12 protein-coding genes, 1 pseudogene and 1 riboswitch are annotated in these 13,905 nt (G+C 71.9%); of the genes and pseudogenes, 9 read left to right on the forward strand and 4 right to left on the reverse strand.

Annotated elements, in window-relative coordinates:
• Positions 1-42 precede the first annotated feature (42 nt).
• A riboswitch (ZMP/ZTP riboswitch) is annotated at positions 43-132 on the forward strand.
• 31 nt (positions 133-163) lie between these two features.
• A complete protein-coding gene (locus IPZ69_RS27080; RefSeq protein ID WP_235457138.1) occupies positions 164-1,618 on the forward strand; it encodes a glycine hydroxymethyltransferase in 1,455 nt (484 codons plus the stop codon).
• 22 nt (positions 1,619-1,640) lie between these two features.
• Here the strand turns inward: IPZ69_RS27080 and IPZ69_RS27085 are convergent, their stop codons facing one another.
• Positions 1,641-2,387, reverse strand: a complete 747-nt coding sequence (locus IPZ69_RS27085; RefSeq protein ID WP_268835085.1) for a hypothetical protein — start codon at positions 2,385-2,387, stop codon at positions 1,641-1,643.
• Between the two features lie 172 nt (positions 2,388-2,559).
• Between IPZ69_RS27085 and trpS the strand changes: the two genes are divergently transcribed.
• Both trpS and IPZ69_RS27095 read left to right on the forward strand, forming a co-directional pair.
• Positions 2,560-3,573: a tryptophan--tRNA ligase gene (gene trpS / locus IPZ69_RS27090; RefSeq protein ID WP_235457139.1), complete on the forward strand. Its 1,014-nt coding sequence runs from the start codon at positions 2,560-2,562 to the stop codon at positions 3,571-3,573.
• A gap of 191 nt (positions 3,574-3,764) precedes the next feature.
• A complete protein-coding gene (locus IPZ69_RS27095) occupies positions 3,765-4,343 on the forward strand; it encodes a 2'-5' RNA ligase family protein (protein WP_235457140.1) in 579 nt (192 codons plus the stop codon).
• A gap of 36 nt (positions 4,344-4,379) precedes the next feature.
• Here the strand turns inward: IPZ69_RS27095 and IPZ69_RS27100 are convergent, their stop codons facing one another.
• Positions 4,380-5,135, reverse strand: a complete 756-nt coding sequence (locus tag IPZ69_RS27100) for a decaprenylphospho-beta-D-erythro-pentofuranosid-2-ulose 2-reductase (protein WP_235457141.1) — start codon at positions 5,133-5,135, stop codon at positions 4,380-4,382.
• Between the two features lie 37 nt (positions 5,136-5,172).
• Positions 5,173-6,528, reverse strand: a complete 1,356-nt coding sequence (locus IPZ69_RS27105; RefSeq protein ID WP_235457142.1) for an FAD-binding oxidoreductase — start codon at positions 6,526-6,528, stop codon at positions 5,173-5,175.
• A gap of 133 nt (positions 6,529-6,661) precedes the next feature.
• Here IPZ69_RS27105 and IPZ69_RS27110 point away from each other — a divergent pair, with 133 nt between their 5' ends.
• The 3 genes from IPZ69_RS27110 (at position 6,662) to IPZ69_RS27120 (ending at position 9,174) form a co-directional block, all read left to right on the forward strand.
• The gene (locus IPZ69_RS27110; protein WP_235457145.1) at positions 6,662-7,171 is read left to right on the forward strand and encodes a phosphatase PAP2 family protein; all 510 of its coding nucleotides are present in this window, start codon (positions 6,662-6,664) and stop codon (positions 7,169-7,171) included.
• A complete protein-coding gene (locus IPZ69_RS27115) occupies positions 7,164-8,162 on the forward strand; it encodes a decaprenyl-phosphate phosphoribosyltransferase (protein ID WP_235457146.1) in 999 nt (332 codons plus the stop codon). Before IPZ69_RS27110 ends, IPZ69_RS27115 begins: the two co-directional genes overlap by 8 nt.
• 103 nt (positions 8,163-8,265) lie before the next feature.
• The gene (locus IPZ69_RS27120) at positions 8,266-9,174 is read left to right on the forward strand and encodes a YihY/virulence factor BrkB family protein (RefSeq protein ID WP_235457148.1); all 909 of its coding nucleotides are present in this window, start codon (positions 8,266-8,268) and stop codon (positions 9,172-9,174) included.
• On the opposite strand, the gene IPZ69_RS27125 is transcribed toward IPZ69_RS27120, so the two are convergent.
• A complete protein-coding gene (locus IPZ69_RS27125; RefSeq protein WP_374293976.1) occupies positions 9,122-10,441 on the reverse strand; it encodes a D-alanyl-D-alanine carboxypeptidase family protein in 1,320 nt (439 codons plus the stop codon). The genes IPZ69_RS27120 and IPZ69_RS27125 overlap by 53 nt on opposite strands.
• A gap of 91 nt (positions 10,442-10,532) precedes the next feature.
• Here IPZ69_RS27125 and IPZ69_RS27130 point away from each other — a divergent pair, with 91 nt between their 5' ends.
• From IPZ69_RS27130 to IPZ69_RS27140, 3 genes and pseudogenes are all read left to right on the forward strand, one after another.
• A complete protein-coding gene (locus tag IPZ69_RS27130) occupies positions 10,533-10,772 on the forward strand; it encodes an SCO4848 family membrane protein (protein WP_235457151.1) in 240 nt (79 codons plus the stop codon).
• Between the two features lie 15 nt (positions 10,773-10,787).
• A pseudogene (locus tag IPZ69_RS27135) lies at positions 10,788-12,079 on the forward strand (metallophosphoesterase).
• Between the two features lie 193 nt (positions 12,080-12,272).
• Positions 12,273-13,829: an ABC transporter substrate-binding protein gene (locus IPZ69_RS27140; protein WP_235457152.1), complete on the forward strand. Its 1,557-nt coding sequence runs from the start codon at positions 12,273-12,275 to the stop codon at positions 13,827-13,829.
• Positions 13,830-13,905 lie beyond the last annotated feature (76 nt).

A 13,905-nucleotide genomic window follows, 5' to 3' on the forward strand; every position in this document is an offset into this window, starting at 1 on the left:
TGGACGCGGGAACTACACCGTGCGACGCGCCCGGTAGGCTGATCAACGGGCCGTGACTGGCGCGCTGGGATGGGACGGACCATCAGGGAGCGGCCCGAGCGCGAAAGAGTGCCGTGCGCCTGGGCCGAACCGAGTACGCCGAACGTCACGTCCGGAGGTCCCGATGCCTGAGAATTCCGCACCGCTTTCCCCTGAGTCCACGGCCTTCCGCGCCGCCCTCGACGTGATCCGCGCCGTGGAGCCCCGCGTGGCCGACGCCATCGGCCAGGAGGTCGCCGACCAGCGCGAGATGCTCAAGCTGATCGCCTCCGAGAACTACGCCTCCCCGGCCACCCTGCTCACGATGGGCAACTGGTTCAGCGACAAGTACGCCGAGGGCACGGTCGGCCGCCGCTTCTACGCCGGCTGCCGCAACGTCGACACCGTCGAGTCCCTCGCCGCCGAGCACGCCAAGGAGCTCTTCGGCGCCCGCCACGCCTACGTCCAGCCGCACTCCGGCATCGACGCCAACCTCGTCGCCTTCTGGGCCGTCCTCGCCCAGCGCGTCGAGGCCCCCGCCCTGGAGAAGGCAGGCGTCCGCCAGGTCAACGACCTCTCCGAGGCCGACTGGGCCGAGCTCCGCCAGGCCTTCGGCAACCAGCGCATGCTCGGCATGTCCCTGGACGCCGGCGGCCACCTCACCCACGGCTTCCGCCCGAACATCTCCGGCAAGATGTTCGACCAGCGCTCGTACGGCACCGACCCGGCCACCGGCCTGATCGACTACGAGGCCCTGCGCGCCTCCGCCCGCGAGTTCAAGCCGCTGATCATCGTCGCCGGGTACTCCGCCTACCCCCGTCTGGTGAACTTCCGGATCATGCGCGAGATCGCCGACGAGGTCGGCGCCACGCTCATGGTCGACATGGCCCACTTCGCGGGCCTGGTCGCGGGCAAGGTCCTGACCGGCGACTTCGACCCGGTCCCGCACGCCCAGATCGTCACCACGACCACCCACAAGTCGCTGCGCGGCCCGCGCGGCGGCATGGTCCTGTGCGACGACTCGCTCAAGGACCAGGTCGACCGCGGCTGCCCGATGGTCCTCGGCGGTCCGCTCCCGCACGTCATGGCCGCCAAGGCCGTCGCCCTCGCCGAGGCCCGGCAGCCCTCGTTCCAGGACTACGCCCAGCGGATCGTCGACAACTCCCGCGCGCTGGCCGAGGGCCTGATGCGCCGGGGCGCCACCCTCGTCACCGGCGGCACCGACAACCACCTCAACCTGATCGACGTCGCCACCTCCTACGGCCTCACCGGCCGCCAGGCCGAGGCCGCCCTCCTCGACTCCGGCATCGTCACCAACCGCAACGCCATCCCGGCCGACCCGAACGGCGCCTGGTACACCTCCGGCATCCGCATCGGCACCCCCGCCCTGACCACCCGTGGCCTGGGCACCGCCGAGATGGACGAGGTCGCCGGCCTCATCGACCGCGTGCTGACCACCACCGAGCCCGGCGTCACCGGCAAGGGCACGCCGTCCAAGGCCCAGCACGTCCTCGACCCGAAGATCGCGGACGAGATCTCCCGCCGGGCCACCGACCTCGTCGCCGGTTTCCCGCTGTACCCGGAGATCGACCTGGGCTGACGGCCCCCGCGGGGAGCGGCCGTCACCGATCCAGATCGATCAGCTCCTGTCGTGGTTCGTCCCGCGGCGGTCCGGCCTCGCGCCGGGCCGCCGCGCGGCGTATCAGCAGGGTCCCGGCGACCCCGGCGGCCAGTCCGGACACCGCCCACCAGGCGCCATCCGCCGTACGGTCCCACCCGGAGGCACCGGAGCCGGTTCCGGTGTCGGCTCCCGGGCCCGGCCCCGGAGCCCCGTCCGCCGCGACCAGCCCCGACCGTTCCAGCTGCCGGAACACCCTGCGTGACGCCCGATGCCAGCGGATGTCGTCGTCCGCCACGTCCGGCGCCGGATCCGAGCGCACCCACGGGGTCCCGTCGGCCGCGAGAAGCAGCTGGTCGAGCCGCTCCATGGCCACGTCGCCGCCGGGCGGCCGGCTCGTCCGGGGCCAGCCGCCGACGCCGGTCAGCCCCCAGAGCACGGTGACCCGCGGTGCCGGATACCGTCCCTGCGCCCAGGCCGGCGGCACCCGCTCCGTCCCCGTGTAGGTCGGCTCCATCAGCTGCCACAGGCGCGCGAAGCCGGGCTCCCCGGAGTGCAGCGTCGTGGACCGTCCGGAGCCGCCGGTGACGAGCACGGCCATGTCGGGAAGATCGGCGCTCACCCCCGGATCGTCGGCCGCGGCGCCCGCCGACCAGGCCCCGGGCGCCGCCGTCCCGCCCAGTGCCAGGGCCACCGCCGTCAGGGCCACCAGCCGTAACCGCGTCCGTCCGCTCGGCTTCCGCACCGCCATGCGCCGCCGCCTCCCGCCCCGAGAAGGTGCGTCGGCGCCCGGCCGTACGCACTGTGTTTCTCGTCTCATCGGCGGCGATCGACCGGGTCGTTACAGGTCCGGGGAGGGATCGGTCCGTACCTGTTTCCGACCGGTACCGGATTGGCCCCCCATACCTGAGAGAATGGTGAGCATGGCCTCTGATCGTCCCCGCGTGCTCTCCGGTATCCAGCCCACCGCAGGCTCGTTCCACCTCGGCAACTACCTCGGCGCCGTCCGCCAGTGGGTGGCCCTGCAGGAGACCCACGACGCGTTCTACATGGTCGTCGACCTGCACGCGATCACGGTCCCGCAGGACCCGGCGGAGCTGCGCGCCAACACCCGGCTCGCCGCCGCCCAGCTCCTCGCGGCCGGCCTCGACCCGGAGCGCTGCACGCTCTTCGTCCAGAGCCACGTTCCCGAGCACGCCCAGCTCGCCTGGGTCATGAACTGCCTCACCGGCTTCGGCGAGGCCTCCCGCATGACCCAGTTCAAGGACAAGTCCGCCAAGCAGGGCTCCGACCGCGCCTCGGTCGGCCTGTTCACGTACCCGATCCTCCAGGTCGCGGACATCCTGCTCTACCAGGCCAACGAGGTCCCGGTCGGCGAGGACCAGCGCCAGCACGTCGAGCTCACCCGTGACCTCGCCGAGCGCTTCAACGGCCGCTTCGGCCAGACCTTCACCGTCCCGAAGCCGTACATCCTCAAGGAGACGGCGAAGATCTACGACCTCCAGGACCCGTCGATCAAGATGAGCAAGTCGGCGTCCACGCCGAAGGGCCTCATCAACCTCCTCGACGAGCCCAAGGCCACCGCGAAGAAGGTCAAGAGCGCCGTCACCGACACGGACACCGTGGTCCGCTTCGACGCCGAGAACAAGCCGGGCGTGAGCAATCTGCTCACGATCTATTCGACGCTCACCGGTGCGGGTATCGCCGAACTGGAGGAGAAGTACGAAGGCAAGGGCTACGGTGCGCTCAAGACCGACCTTGCCGAGGTCATGGTCGAGTTCGTGACGCCGTTCCGGGAGCGCACCCAGCAGTACCTCGACGACCCCGAGACGCTCGACTCGATCCTGGCCAAGGGCGCGGAGAAGGCGCGGGCCGTCGCCGCGGAGACCCTCTCCCAGGCGTACGACCGCGTGGGCTTCCTGCCCGCCAAGCACTGAGGCGTACCCCCGCACGCACGGGCACCGGGCAGAGCGCTGCACATCACTCCGGCCGCGCCTGCCCGCAGGACAGCCGTGGCCTTACAGTCGAAGCCACACGGCTGAGCACGAATCGGGCAACCCGCCCGGCGCCGTGCTCGGCAACCGCACCGCACTCCGCAAACGCACCGGACACGACGACAGGAGACGACGTGGGGACCGTAACGATCGGCGTGTCGATCGCGGTCCCGGAGCCTCACGGCAGCCTGCTCCAGGAGCGGCGCGCGGGCTTCGGCGACCCTGCGGCTCACGGCATTCCCACGCACGTCACCCTGCTGCCGCCGACGGAGGTCGACGGCGGCGAGCTGCCGGCCGTCGAGGCGCACCTCGCCGAGGTCGCCGCGGTCGGCCGTCCGTTCCCGATGCGGCTGTCCGGCACCGGCACCTTCCGTCCGCTGTCGCCGGTGGTGTTCGTGCAGGTCGTCCAGGGTGCCGAGGCCTGCTCCTGGCTGCAGACCCGGATCCGTGACGCCTCCGGTCCGGTGGCGCGGGAGCTGCAGTTCCCGTACCACCCGCACGTCACGGTGGCCCACGGCATCGACGAGGCGGGCATGGACCGAGCCTTCCGTGAGCTGGCCGACTACGACGCCGAGTGGCCCTGCACCGGCTTCGCGCTCCACGAGCAGGGCCCCGACGGCGTGTGGCGCAAGCTCCGGGAGTTCACCTTCGCCGGGGCCGTGGTGCCCCCGCAGGCCGGACACATGGACCGCGGCTCGGTCCCGACCCGCTGAGCGGCGTACTCGCTTTTCGCCCGACCGGCCGGTCCCTCACAGCGGCAGCCGGCGGAACACCGCCCGGGGCGCGTGGCGCAGGGCCGACATGACCAGGCGGAGCGCGCCCGGTACCCAGACCGTCTCCGAGCGGCGGCGCAGGCCCAGTTCGATGGCCGAGGCCACGGCCTGCGGGGTGGTCGACAGGGGTACCTCGTCCAGGCCGGCCGTCATCCGCGAGCGGACGAACCCGGGGCGTACGACCATGACGTGCACGCCGGTGCCCTGCAGCGCGTCGCCGAGGCCCTGGGCGAAGGCGTCGAGGCCGGCCTTGCTGGAGCCGTAGATGAAGTTCGAGCGGCGGGCGCGCTCGCCGGCCACCGAGGAGAGCACGACCAGCGAGCCGTGGCCCTGCGCCTGGAGCGCGCCCGCGCTCACCAGGCCCGCCGACACCGCTCCCGTGTAGTTGGTCTGTGCGACCCGGACCGCGCTCACCGGCTCCCGCTCGTCGCGCGCCTGGTCGCCGAGGATCCCGAAGGCGAGCAGCACCATGTCGATGTCGCTCTCGGCGAAGACCTTGCCGAGCACCGTCTCGTGGGACTCGGGGTCGAGCGCGTCGAAGGCCACGGTGCGGACGTCCGCCCCCAGGGCGCGCAGGCTCTCGGCGGACGCCTCCAGGGCGGGCGAGGGGCGGCCCGCCAGCCACACCGTGCGGGTGCGGCGGGCGATCAGCCGACGCGCGGTGGCCAGCGCGATCTCGGACGTGCCGCCGAGGACGAGCAGGGACTGGGGGAGGCCGAAGGCGTCCTTCACGACAGCTCCTTGGGGCGATCAGAGGGGGCGGGGGAAGTCAGAGCCCGAGGCGGCGGGCCAGGTCGGAGACGAACACCCCGTGCGGGTCCAACTCCGCGCGCAGGGCGCGGAAGTCGGCGAGCCGGGGGTACATCGGGGCGAGCAGTTCCGGCCGCAGCCGGGAGTCCTTGGCGAGGTAGACCCGCCCGCCGGCCGCGGCCACCTCCTGGTCCAGCCCGTCGAGGAAGGCGCCGAGCCCGGGCAGCCCCGCCGGGATGTCCAGGGCGAGCGTCCAGCCGGGCACCGGGAAGGACAGCCATCCGGGGTCGGCGTCGCCGAACCGCTTGAGGACGGCCAGGAAGGAGGGGCACCGGTGCGCGGAGACGCGGCGCACGATCCGGCGCAGGGCGTCCTCCTGGCCGTACCCGACGACGAACTGGTACTGCACGAAGCCGCCGCGGCCGTAGATCCGGTTCCAGTGCGGCACCGCGTCCAGGGGGTGGAAGAAGCGGGAGATCCCCTGCAGTTCACCGGTACGCGCGCGGGGTGCCTTCCGGTACCAGAGTTCGTTGAACCATCCCACGGTGGTGCTGCCGAGCAGTCCCTCCGGGACGAGAGCGGGGGCGGCCGGAAGCCGACGCGGGCGGAAGGACAGCGGGTGCCGCCGCGCGCGGGTGCCCTCCCGCAGCGCCTCCAGGGGTGCGTGGTCGCCGCGGGTCAGCACGGCGCGTCCGGTCGCCCCGCCGCGCGCCAGCAGGTCGATCCAGGCGACCGAGTAGCGGTAGCGGTGGTCGGTGGCGGTCAGACGGGCCATCAGGTCGTCGAGGTCCGTGGCGCGTTCGGTGTCGACGGACAGGTACGCCGTCTCGACCGGGAGCAGGCGCAGGGTGGCCGTCAGGACGATCCCCGTCAGGCCCATGCCGCCCGCGGTCGCGTCGAACAGGGGCGTGCCGCGGCCCACCGCGCGGACCTCGCCGTCGGCGGTGAGCAGTTCCAGCGCCAGTACGTGGCGGGAGAAGGAGCCGGAGACATGGTGGTTCTTGCCGTGGATGTCGGCGCCGATCGCCCCGCCGACCGTCACCTGGCGGGTGCCCGGGGTCACCGGCACGAACCAGCCGAGCGGCAGCAGCACCTCCATGAGCCGGTGCAGGGACACGCCCGCGCCGCACAGCACGGTGCCGCCGTCGGCGTCGATGGCGTGGATGCGGTCGAGACCGGTCATGTCGAGGACGGATCCGCCGGCGTTCTGCGCCGCGTCCCCGTACGCCCGCCCCAGCCCCCGTGCGATGCTCCCGCGGGCCCCGCAGCTCCGGACGGCGGCCGCGGCCTCCTCGTACGTCCGTGGGCGGATCAGCCGGGCGGCGGTGGGGGCGGTGCGGCCCCAGCCCGTGACGGAAACCGTGTCTCCAGACATGCCGGTGACCGTATCGCCCCTATGTAGGCGATTGATCCTGCGACGTCAATTCCCTCCCCGAAATGGGTGATTAATGGGATGTCGCACAATATTGCCATAGTTTGGCCGGGGTGAACGTGAACAGTGAGTCCACATGGACGACTTCGACGATCTGGATCACCGGATCCTCTCCGCCCTGCACGCCCGCGGCACCGATCCGCGCGTCGCGTCCGCCGCCCGTGGTCTGTCCTTGGCCGGCGAGCACGGCGCGCTGTGGTTCGCGGTGGGACTCGTCGGAGCCGCCGCGGACGGCGCGCGGCGCGCTTGTTGGGTGCGCGGCACGGCGCTGGTCGCGGGCGCTCACCTCGCCAGCATGGGCGTGAAGCGGCTCGTGCGCCGCGCGCGCCCCACGCACGTCGAACCCCGGGTGCACACCGCGGGCCGGCACTCCTTCCCGAGCTCCCACGCCACCTCCGCCACGGCCGCCGCCGTCGCCTTCGGCGCCCTGGGGGCGTACGGGATCGCGCCGCTCGCCGCCGCCATGTGCCTGTCCCGCCTGGTCGTCGGCGTCCACTACCCCTCCGACGTGGCGGCGGGCGCCGCCCTCGGGGCACTCTCGGCGCGACTGGGGGCACGCTGGATGACGAGGAGCGCCCATGACTGAGACCGCGCCCCTCGCCGGCTCCGCGCCCGCGGACGCGGCGACGTATCGGGGTGAGACGCCCCGCCCGCAGTGGCCAGCGCCCGGCGGGCCACCCGCGCGGCCCCGCGCGGGGGCTGTCCTGCGGGGCCTGCTGAAGACCACCCGGCCCAAGCAGTGGGTGAAGAACAGCCTGGTCGTCGCCGCCCCGGCCGCCGCCGGACGGCTGTTCACCCGGGAGGCGCTCACCCAGGTCCCCCTCGTCTTCGTCCTCTTCACCGCCTGCGCCGCCGCCGTCTACCTGATCAACGACGCCCGGGACGCGCCGGCCGACCGCGCCCACCCCACCAAGCGGCACCGCCCGGTCGCGGCCGGACGGGTCCCCGTCCCCGTCGCGTACGCCACCGGAGCCGCCCTGGCCGTCCTCGCTCCGGCCGCCGCGGCCTGGCTGTCCTCCCCGGTCGTCGCGGCCCTCCTGACGGCGTACATCGGCATGCAACTGGCCTACTGCGTCAGCCTCAAGCACGTCCTGGTGATCGACCTGGTCGTCGTCAGCACCGGCTTCCTGATGCGGGCGATGATCGGCGGGGTCGCGCTCGGCATCCCGCTGTCCCGCTGGTTCCTGATCACCACCGGCTTCGGCGCGCTGTTCATGGTCTCGGCCAAGCGCTACTCCGAGGCCGTCCAGATGGCCGGAAAGGCGGGCGCCACGCGCGCGTTGCTCACCGAGTACAGCACCGGCTACCTCCGCTTCGTCTGGCAGCTCGCCGCGGGCGTCGCTGTCCTCGCCTACTGCATGTGGGCCCTGGAGGAGGGCGGAGTGCCGCACACGAGCGTGCTGCCCTGGCGACAGCTGTCCATGGTCGCCTTCGTCCTCGCGGTCCTCAGGTACGCCGTCTTCGCCGACCGCGGAACCGCGGGCGAGCCCGAGGACGTGGTCCTGCACGACCGGGCCCTCGCCCTGATCGGCACGGTCTGGCTCGCGATGTACGGCCTGGCGGTGGCGAATTGGTGACCCGGCCGCACCGGGCCGGAGCGTCGGCCCGGGCCGCCGTGGGACCGCCCGCAGTGGGTACTCGTACAGGGGTATTCCACCGCGACCAGGGCAGAGTCGGATCATGGACTGGCTGAAGAGGCTTCCGGGCATCGGGCCGCTCGTCACACGCCTGATGGCCACGCACGCGTGGCGCGCCTACGAACGGCTGGACCGGGTGAAGTGGACGCGGCTGGCCGCCGCCATGACGTTCATCAGCTTCATCGCGCTGTTCCCGCTGCTGACGCTGGCGGCCGCGATCGCGGCCGCCACGCTGAGCCCGTCGCAGCAGCAGGAACTCCAGAAGAAGATCGCCGACCAGGTCCCGGGCATCTCGAACCAGCTGGACATCAACGGCCTCATCCAGAACGCGGGCACCGTCGGACTCATCGCCGGTGCCGTGCTGCTGCTCACCGGCATCGGCTGGGTCGGCCAGATGCGCGACTGCCTGCGCACCGTGTGGGAGCTGCCCGACAGCGAGCGCAACCCCCTCGTGGCGAAGGTGAAGGACACCGTCATCCTCATCGGTCTCGGCGGCGCCGTCCTGGCCACCATCGCGATCTCCACGGTGGCCTCCGCCCTGGTCGGCCGGATCACCGACGAGCTCGGCATCGAACGGGCGGGCTGGGGCAGCATCCTGCTGCACACCGCCGCCTTCGCCGTCGCCGTGCTCGCCGACTTCCTGGTCCTGCTCTACGTCCTGACCCTGCTGCCCGGCGTCGAGCCGACGCGCCGCCGCCTGATCGTCGCGGCACTGATCGGCGCGGTCGGCTTCGAAGTGCTCAAGCTCCTGCTCAGCGGCTACATCCAGGGTGTCGCCGGAAAGAGCATGTACGGCGCGTTCGGTGTCCCCGTGGCCCTGCTGCTGTGGATCAACTTCACCTCGAAGCTGCTCCTGTACTGCGCGGCCTGGACGGCGACACCGAGCGACGGCGCGGAACTCACGGACGCGTCCGACGGCGCACCAGATCCGGCAGCGGCCAGCGGCGGTTGATCAGGAACACCGCGCCCGCCACCAGCGCCAGCAGTCCGCCGGTGATCCCCAGGGCGACACCGACACCGCCCGAGCCGCTCCCGGAGGAGGCGCTCGCCACCGGCTTCGACGAGGAACCGCCGGTCCCGGCGCCCTTGCCCGAGCCGGAGGAGGCGGTGGCGCCCGGCTGGGCACCGGCCTGCGCGGCGCTCTTCGGCGCCACCAGCTCGCCCACCGGCGTCACCTTGCCGGCCGCCTTGAAGCCCCAGTCGAAGAGCTTGGCGGTCTCCTTGTAGACCTCGTTGTGCTCGTTCTTCTCCGGCTTCATGACCGTCACCAGCAGCACCTTGCCGCCGCGCTCGGCCACGCCGGTGAAGGTGGCGCCCGCGTTGGTGGTGTTGCCGTTCTTCACACCGGCGATGCCCTGGTAGACCGGGATGTCGCTGTCGCCGCTCAGCAGCCGGTTGGTGTTCTGGATCTCGAAGGACTCGCGGCCGGGCTTGCCCTTCTTGCCCTTCGTCGTGGCACCCGGGAATTTCGCCCGTACGGTCGAGCAGTACTCGCGGAAGTCCTTCTTCTGCAGCCCCGAGCGGGCGAACAGCGACAGGTCGTACGCGGACGAGACCTGGCCGTCGGCGTCGTAGCCGTCCGGGCTGACCACGTGGGTGTCGAGGGCCTGGAGGTCCTCGGCGTGCGCCTGCATGTCCTGGACGGTCCGGTCGACGCCGCCGTTCATCGCGGACAGCACGTGCACGGCGTCGTTGCCGGAGCGCAGGAAGACGCCGAGCCACAGGTCGTGGACCGTGTAGGTCTCGTTCTCCTTTATGCCGACCATGCTGGAGCCGGAGCCGATACCGGCCAGGTCGGTCGGCACCACCTTGTGCTTCGTCGTGCTCGGGAACCTCGGCAGGACCGTGTCCGCGAACAGCATCTTCAGCGTGCTCGCCGGGGGCAGCCGCCAGTGCGCGTTGTGCGCGGCGAGCACCTCGCCCGACTCGGCGTCGGAGACGATCCAGGAGCGCGCGGTGAGGTCCTTGGGCAGCACGGGGGCGCCGCTGCCGAGGTTGACCTGCGTGCCGGGGGTACCGAGGCGGGTGCCGCCGACCGTCGACATCGTGGCCGGGGGCGTGGCCGACGGGGTCGTCGACGGGTGCGGGGCGGCGAGCGCGGCGGGAGCGGCGGCCACGGAAACGGTGGCCAGGCCGGTCAGCGCGGCTACGGAGGCGGTCAGGGACGTAAGGGAAGTGGCCAGGTTCGAACGCCTGGTGGGCTGCTTGGGTGCGGGCACGGTCGAGAACGTACCTGTCGCGGGCCCCGAAGTCCCATTCGCGGTACCACCCCGAGGACCGCGCCGCTCGGCCGACGGCGATACTGGACGTATGAAGCTCAGCCGCCCGCTCTCCTGGTTCCTGCTCGCCTTCGGGGTGTGGAGCTGGGTCATCTGGGTCACTTTCGTCAAGAATCTCGTCAAGGACAGCAGCGGACTCGCGTTCGACGACGGTCACCCGACGGCGTACTTCTGGGTGCACCTGCTGCTGGCGGTCGTTTCCTTCGTATTGGGGACGGTCATCGGGGGCATCGGGTTGCGCGGACTGCGCGCACTGCGCCGGACGTCATAGCGGGGGCACGGCGGGGTGGTCATCGTCTTCGCACTCGTCGCCCTGGCCGTACTGGCCGTCGTCGCGGCGCTGTACCGGTACGTGTGGCGCAGGCTGGTCCGTGACACCACGGCGGCACCGGGCCGTGCGCGTCGCACGGGCACGGCGGTGTTCGTGGCGGGGCCGGCCCTGATGATCGCGGCCCTGGTCGCGGAACGCTCCGGCGCCCCCTTCTGGCTCCAGCGCACCCTGGCCTGGCCCGGCTTCCTCTGGATGGCCCTGTCGGTCTACCTGCTGCCGGCCGTGCTCGCGGGAGAGGTCGTACGACCCCTGCTGCGACGGCTGTTGGAGCGGCGGGCCCCGGTGACACCGGCGCCGGCGGCGGTGCCGGCGGAAACGACGGTGCCCGCGGGACCGGCACCGTCGGGCCCGGACCCGGGCCCGGACCCCGTCCAGGCGCCCTCACCCGCCCCCTCCCGCCGTCTGTTCGTCTCCCGTGTCGTGGGCGGAGCCGCCGCCACCGCCGCGCTGGGCACCGTCGGTTACGGCACCTACGGCGTCCTGCGCGGCCCGAGGGTGAAGCACGTCACCGTTCCACTCGCGAAGCTGCCGCGGGGCGCGGACGGCTTCCGGATCGCCGTCGTCAGCGACATCCACCTCGGCCCGATCCTCGGCCGGGGCTTCGCGCAGAAGGTCGTCGACACGATCAACGCCACGCAGCCCGACCTGATCGCGGTCGTCGGTGACCTCGTCGACGGGAGCGTGAAGGACCTGGGACCCGCCGCGGCGCCGCTGGCGCAGCTCAGGGCCCGGCACGGGGCGTACTTCGTCACCGGGAACCACGAGTACTTCTCCGGCGCCGAGCTGGGGGTCCCCCCAGGCCCTTAAGGCACTGGGGGAGGGTCGAGGAGGTGCGCCGGCTCGGCCTGCACCCGCTGGAGAACGCCCGCACCGAGCTGCCCGGTTTCGACCTCGCCGGCGTGAACGACGTGCAGGGCGAGAGCGAGGGCCAGGGGCCGGACTTCGGGCGGGCGCTCGGCGACCGGGACCGGGCACGCGCGTGCGTGCTGCTCGCCCACCAGCCCGTGCAGATCCACGAGGCCGTCCGGCACGGCGTCGACCTCCAGCTCTCCGGGCACACCCACGGCGGCCAGCTCTGGCCCGGCAACTTCATCGCCCGGGCGGCGAATCCGACGGTCGCGGGACTGGAGCGCTACGGCGACACCCAGCTGTACGTCAGCCGTGGCGCGGGCGCCTGGGGGCCGCCCACGCGGGTGGGGGCGCCGTCCGACATCACCGTCGTACGACTCGCCTCCGAGCAAGCCTGAATCGCTGCTGGGAATTTGCTGTGAAACGATCGGGAAACAATTCCCGGTAAGTTCTTTCTCATTTCTCAAAACCCCTCTTTCCCCAGCTGAAACTCCTGTGATTAGGTGTCCGCGCCACTAGGGGAGTGGCGTTGTGCACACGGCCCAAAGGGGCCACAGGGGGCCCGTTCGGGCCTGGGGAGGGCACTCACCGATGCGATCGGTGCGCATGCGGATTCTCGCGACGCTGCTCGTGCTGGCGGCCGTGGGAGTGGGCGGCTGGCAGCTTCTGCCGGCGCAGGGAAACAACGACAAGACCATCAGGGTCGGCACGACGGACGCCGTTACGTCACTCGATCCGGCCGGGGCCTACGACGCGGGATCCTGGGCGTTGTTCAGCAACGTATTCCAGTCCCTGATGACCTTCGAACCGAGCGGTGTCACGCCCGTTCCCGACGCGGCCAAGAGCTGTGACTTCGTGGGCAGCGGGCTGAAGACCTATCGCTGTGAACTGCGGGACGGACTCACCTTCCCGAGCGGGCGCGCGATGACCGCCGAGGACGTGAAGTACTCCTTCGACCGGGTCAAGAAGATCAACTCGGACGTCGGCCCGGCGTCCCTGTTCTCCACCCTCGGGTCGGTGCGCGCCCAGGGGAACACCGTCACCTTCAACCTGTCGTCGCCGGACGCCACCTTCCCGTTCAAGGTGGCCACCGGCGCCGGCGCGATCGTCGACAGGGACAAGTACCCGGCGGGCTCCCTGCGCACCGGCTCCGAGGTCGACGGCACCGGCCCCTACACGCTCACGTCGTACACCAAGGACACCCGGGCGGACCTGGCGCCGAACCCGAGGTACAAGGGCATCCTGGGCGGCACGGGCCGCCCCGTCGAGCTGCGGTACTACGCCGACGCCGACAAGCTGAACAACGCCTGGAAGGCCAAGGACGTCGAGGTCGCCACGCGCACCCTGCCGCCCGCGGTGCTCTCCCGCCTCTCGGCCAGCGACCCGAAGCAGCGCGTCACGGAGTCCGACAGCTCCGAGACCCGCAACCTCTACCTGAACACCCGCGCGAACTCGCCGCTGCACGACGCGCGCGTCCGCCGGGCCCTGGCCTGGCTGGTCAACCGCGAGCAGTTGGCCGCCACGGTGTACGACGGCACGGTCGACCCGCTGTACTCGCTGATCCCGACCGGCATCACCGGCCACACCACGTCCTTCTTCGACGCCTACCCGAAGCGGAGCACCGAGAAGGCGAAGGCCCTGCTCACCCAGGCCGGCGTCACCACCCCGGTCCGCTTCACCTTCGGCTACGGCAAGGGACGCGGCGCCGGCGCCGAGGAGGCCGCCGAGCTGAAGAAGCAGCTGGAGGCCGGCGGCCTGTTCAAGGTGGACGTCCGGGGCTACGAGTGGACCGACTTCCAAAAGCGCTGGGCCACCGGCAAGCTGGACGCGTACGCGGTCGGCTGGGTCGCCGACTACCCGGACCCGGACACCTTCGGCGCTCCGCTCGTCGGCACCGGCTCCACCATGAACACCGGCTACACCAACAAGCTCGTCGACCATCTGATCGTGGACAGCCAGCAGTTCGCCGACCGCAGCCGGGTCGCGCAGGACTTCCGCGACCTACAGGCCGACGTGGCCACCGACGTGCCGCTGATCCCGCTCTGGCAGCGCAAGGAGTACGTCGTCAGCAGCGAGGACATCGGCGGCGGCCAGTACCTCTCGGACGGCACCGGCGTGTTCCGGCTGTGGCGCCTGACCTGGATCTGACGAGGTTCTGACGCGATCCGGCGTTCGGACATACGCCCGGGTGAAGCGGGGCAGACACCCGACGCGGCACCCTGTG

It is taken from the genome of Streptomyces olivochromogenes (assembly GCF_021538895.1).
Lineage (GTDB): Bacteria > Actinomycetota > Actinomycetes > Streptomycetales > Streptomycetaceae > Streptomyces > Streptomyces olivochromogenes_A.

Bases quoted from the DNA above. Each gene is read 5' to 3' on its own strand.
- IPZ69_RS27080 (WP_235457138.1), top strand. From the start codon at position 164: ATGCCTGAGAATTCCGCACCGCTTTCCCCTGAGTCCACGGCCTTCCGC.
- IPZ69_RS27085 (WP_268835085.1), bottom strand. From the start codon at position 2,387: ATGGCGGTGCGGAAGCCGAGCGGACGGACGCGGTTACGGCTGGTGGCC.
- trpS (WP_235457139.1), top strand. From the start codon at position 2,560: ATGGCCTCTGATCGTCCCCGCGTGCTCTCCGGTATCCAGCCCACCGCA.
- IPZ69_RS27105 (WP_235457142.1), bottom strand. From the start codon at position 6,528: ATGTCTGGAGACACGGTTTCCGTCACGGGCTGGGGCCGCACCGCCCCC.
- IPZ69_RS27110 (WP_235457145.1), top strand. From the start codon at position 6,662: ATGGACGACTTCGACGATCTGGATCACCGGATCCTCTCCGCCCTGCAC.
- IPZ69_RS27115 (WP_235457146.1), top strand. From the start codon at position 7,164: ATGACTGAGACCGCGCCCCTCGCCGGCTCCGCGCCCGCGGACGCGGCG.
- IPZ69_RS27120 (WP_235457148.1), top strand. From the start codon at position 8,266: ATGGACTGGCTGAAGAGGCTTCCGGGCATCGGGCCGCTCGTCACACGC.
- IPZ69_RS27130 (WP_235457151.1), top strand. From the start codon at position 10,533: ATGAAGCTCAGCCGCCCGCTCTCCTGGTTCCTGCTCGCCTTCGGGGTG.
- IPZ69_RS27140 (WP_235457152.1), top strand. From the start codon at position 12,273: ATGCGATCGGTGCGCATGCGGATTCTCGCGACGCTGCTCGTGCTGGCG.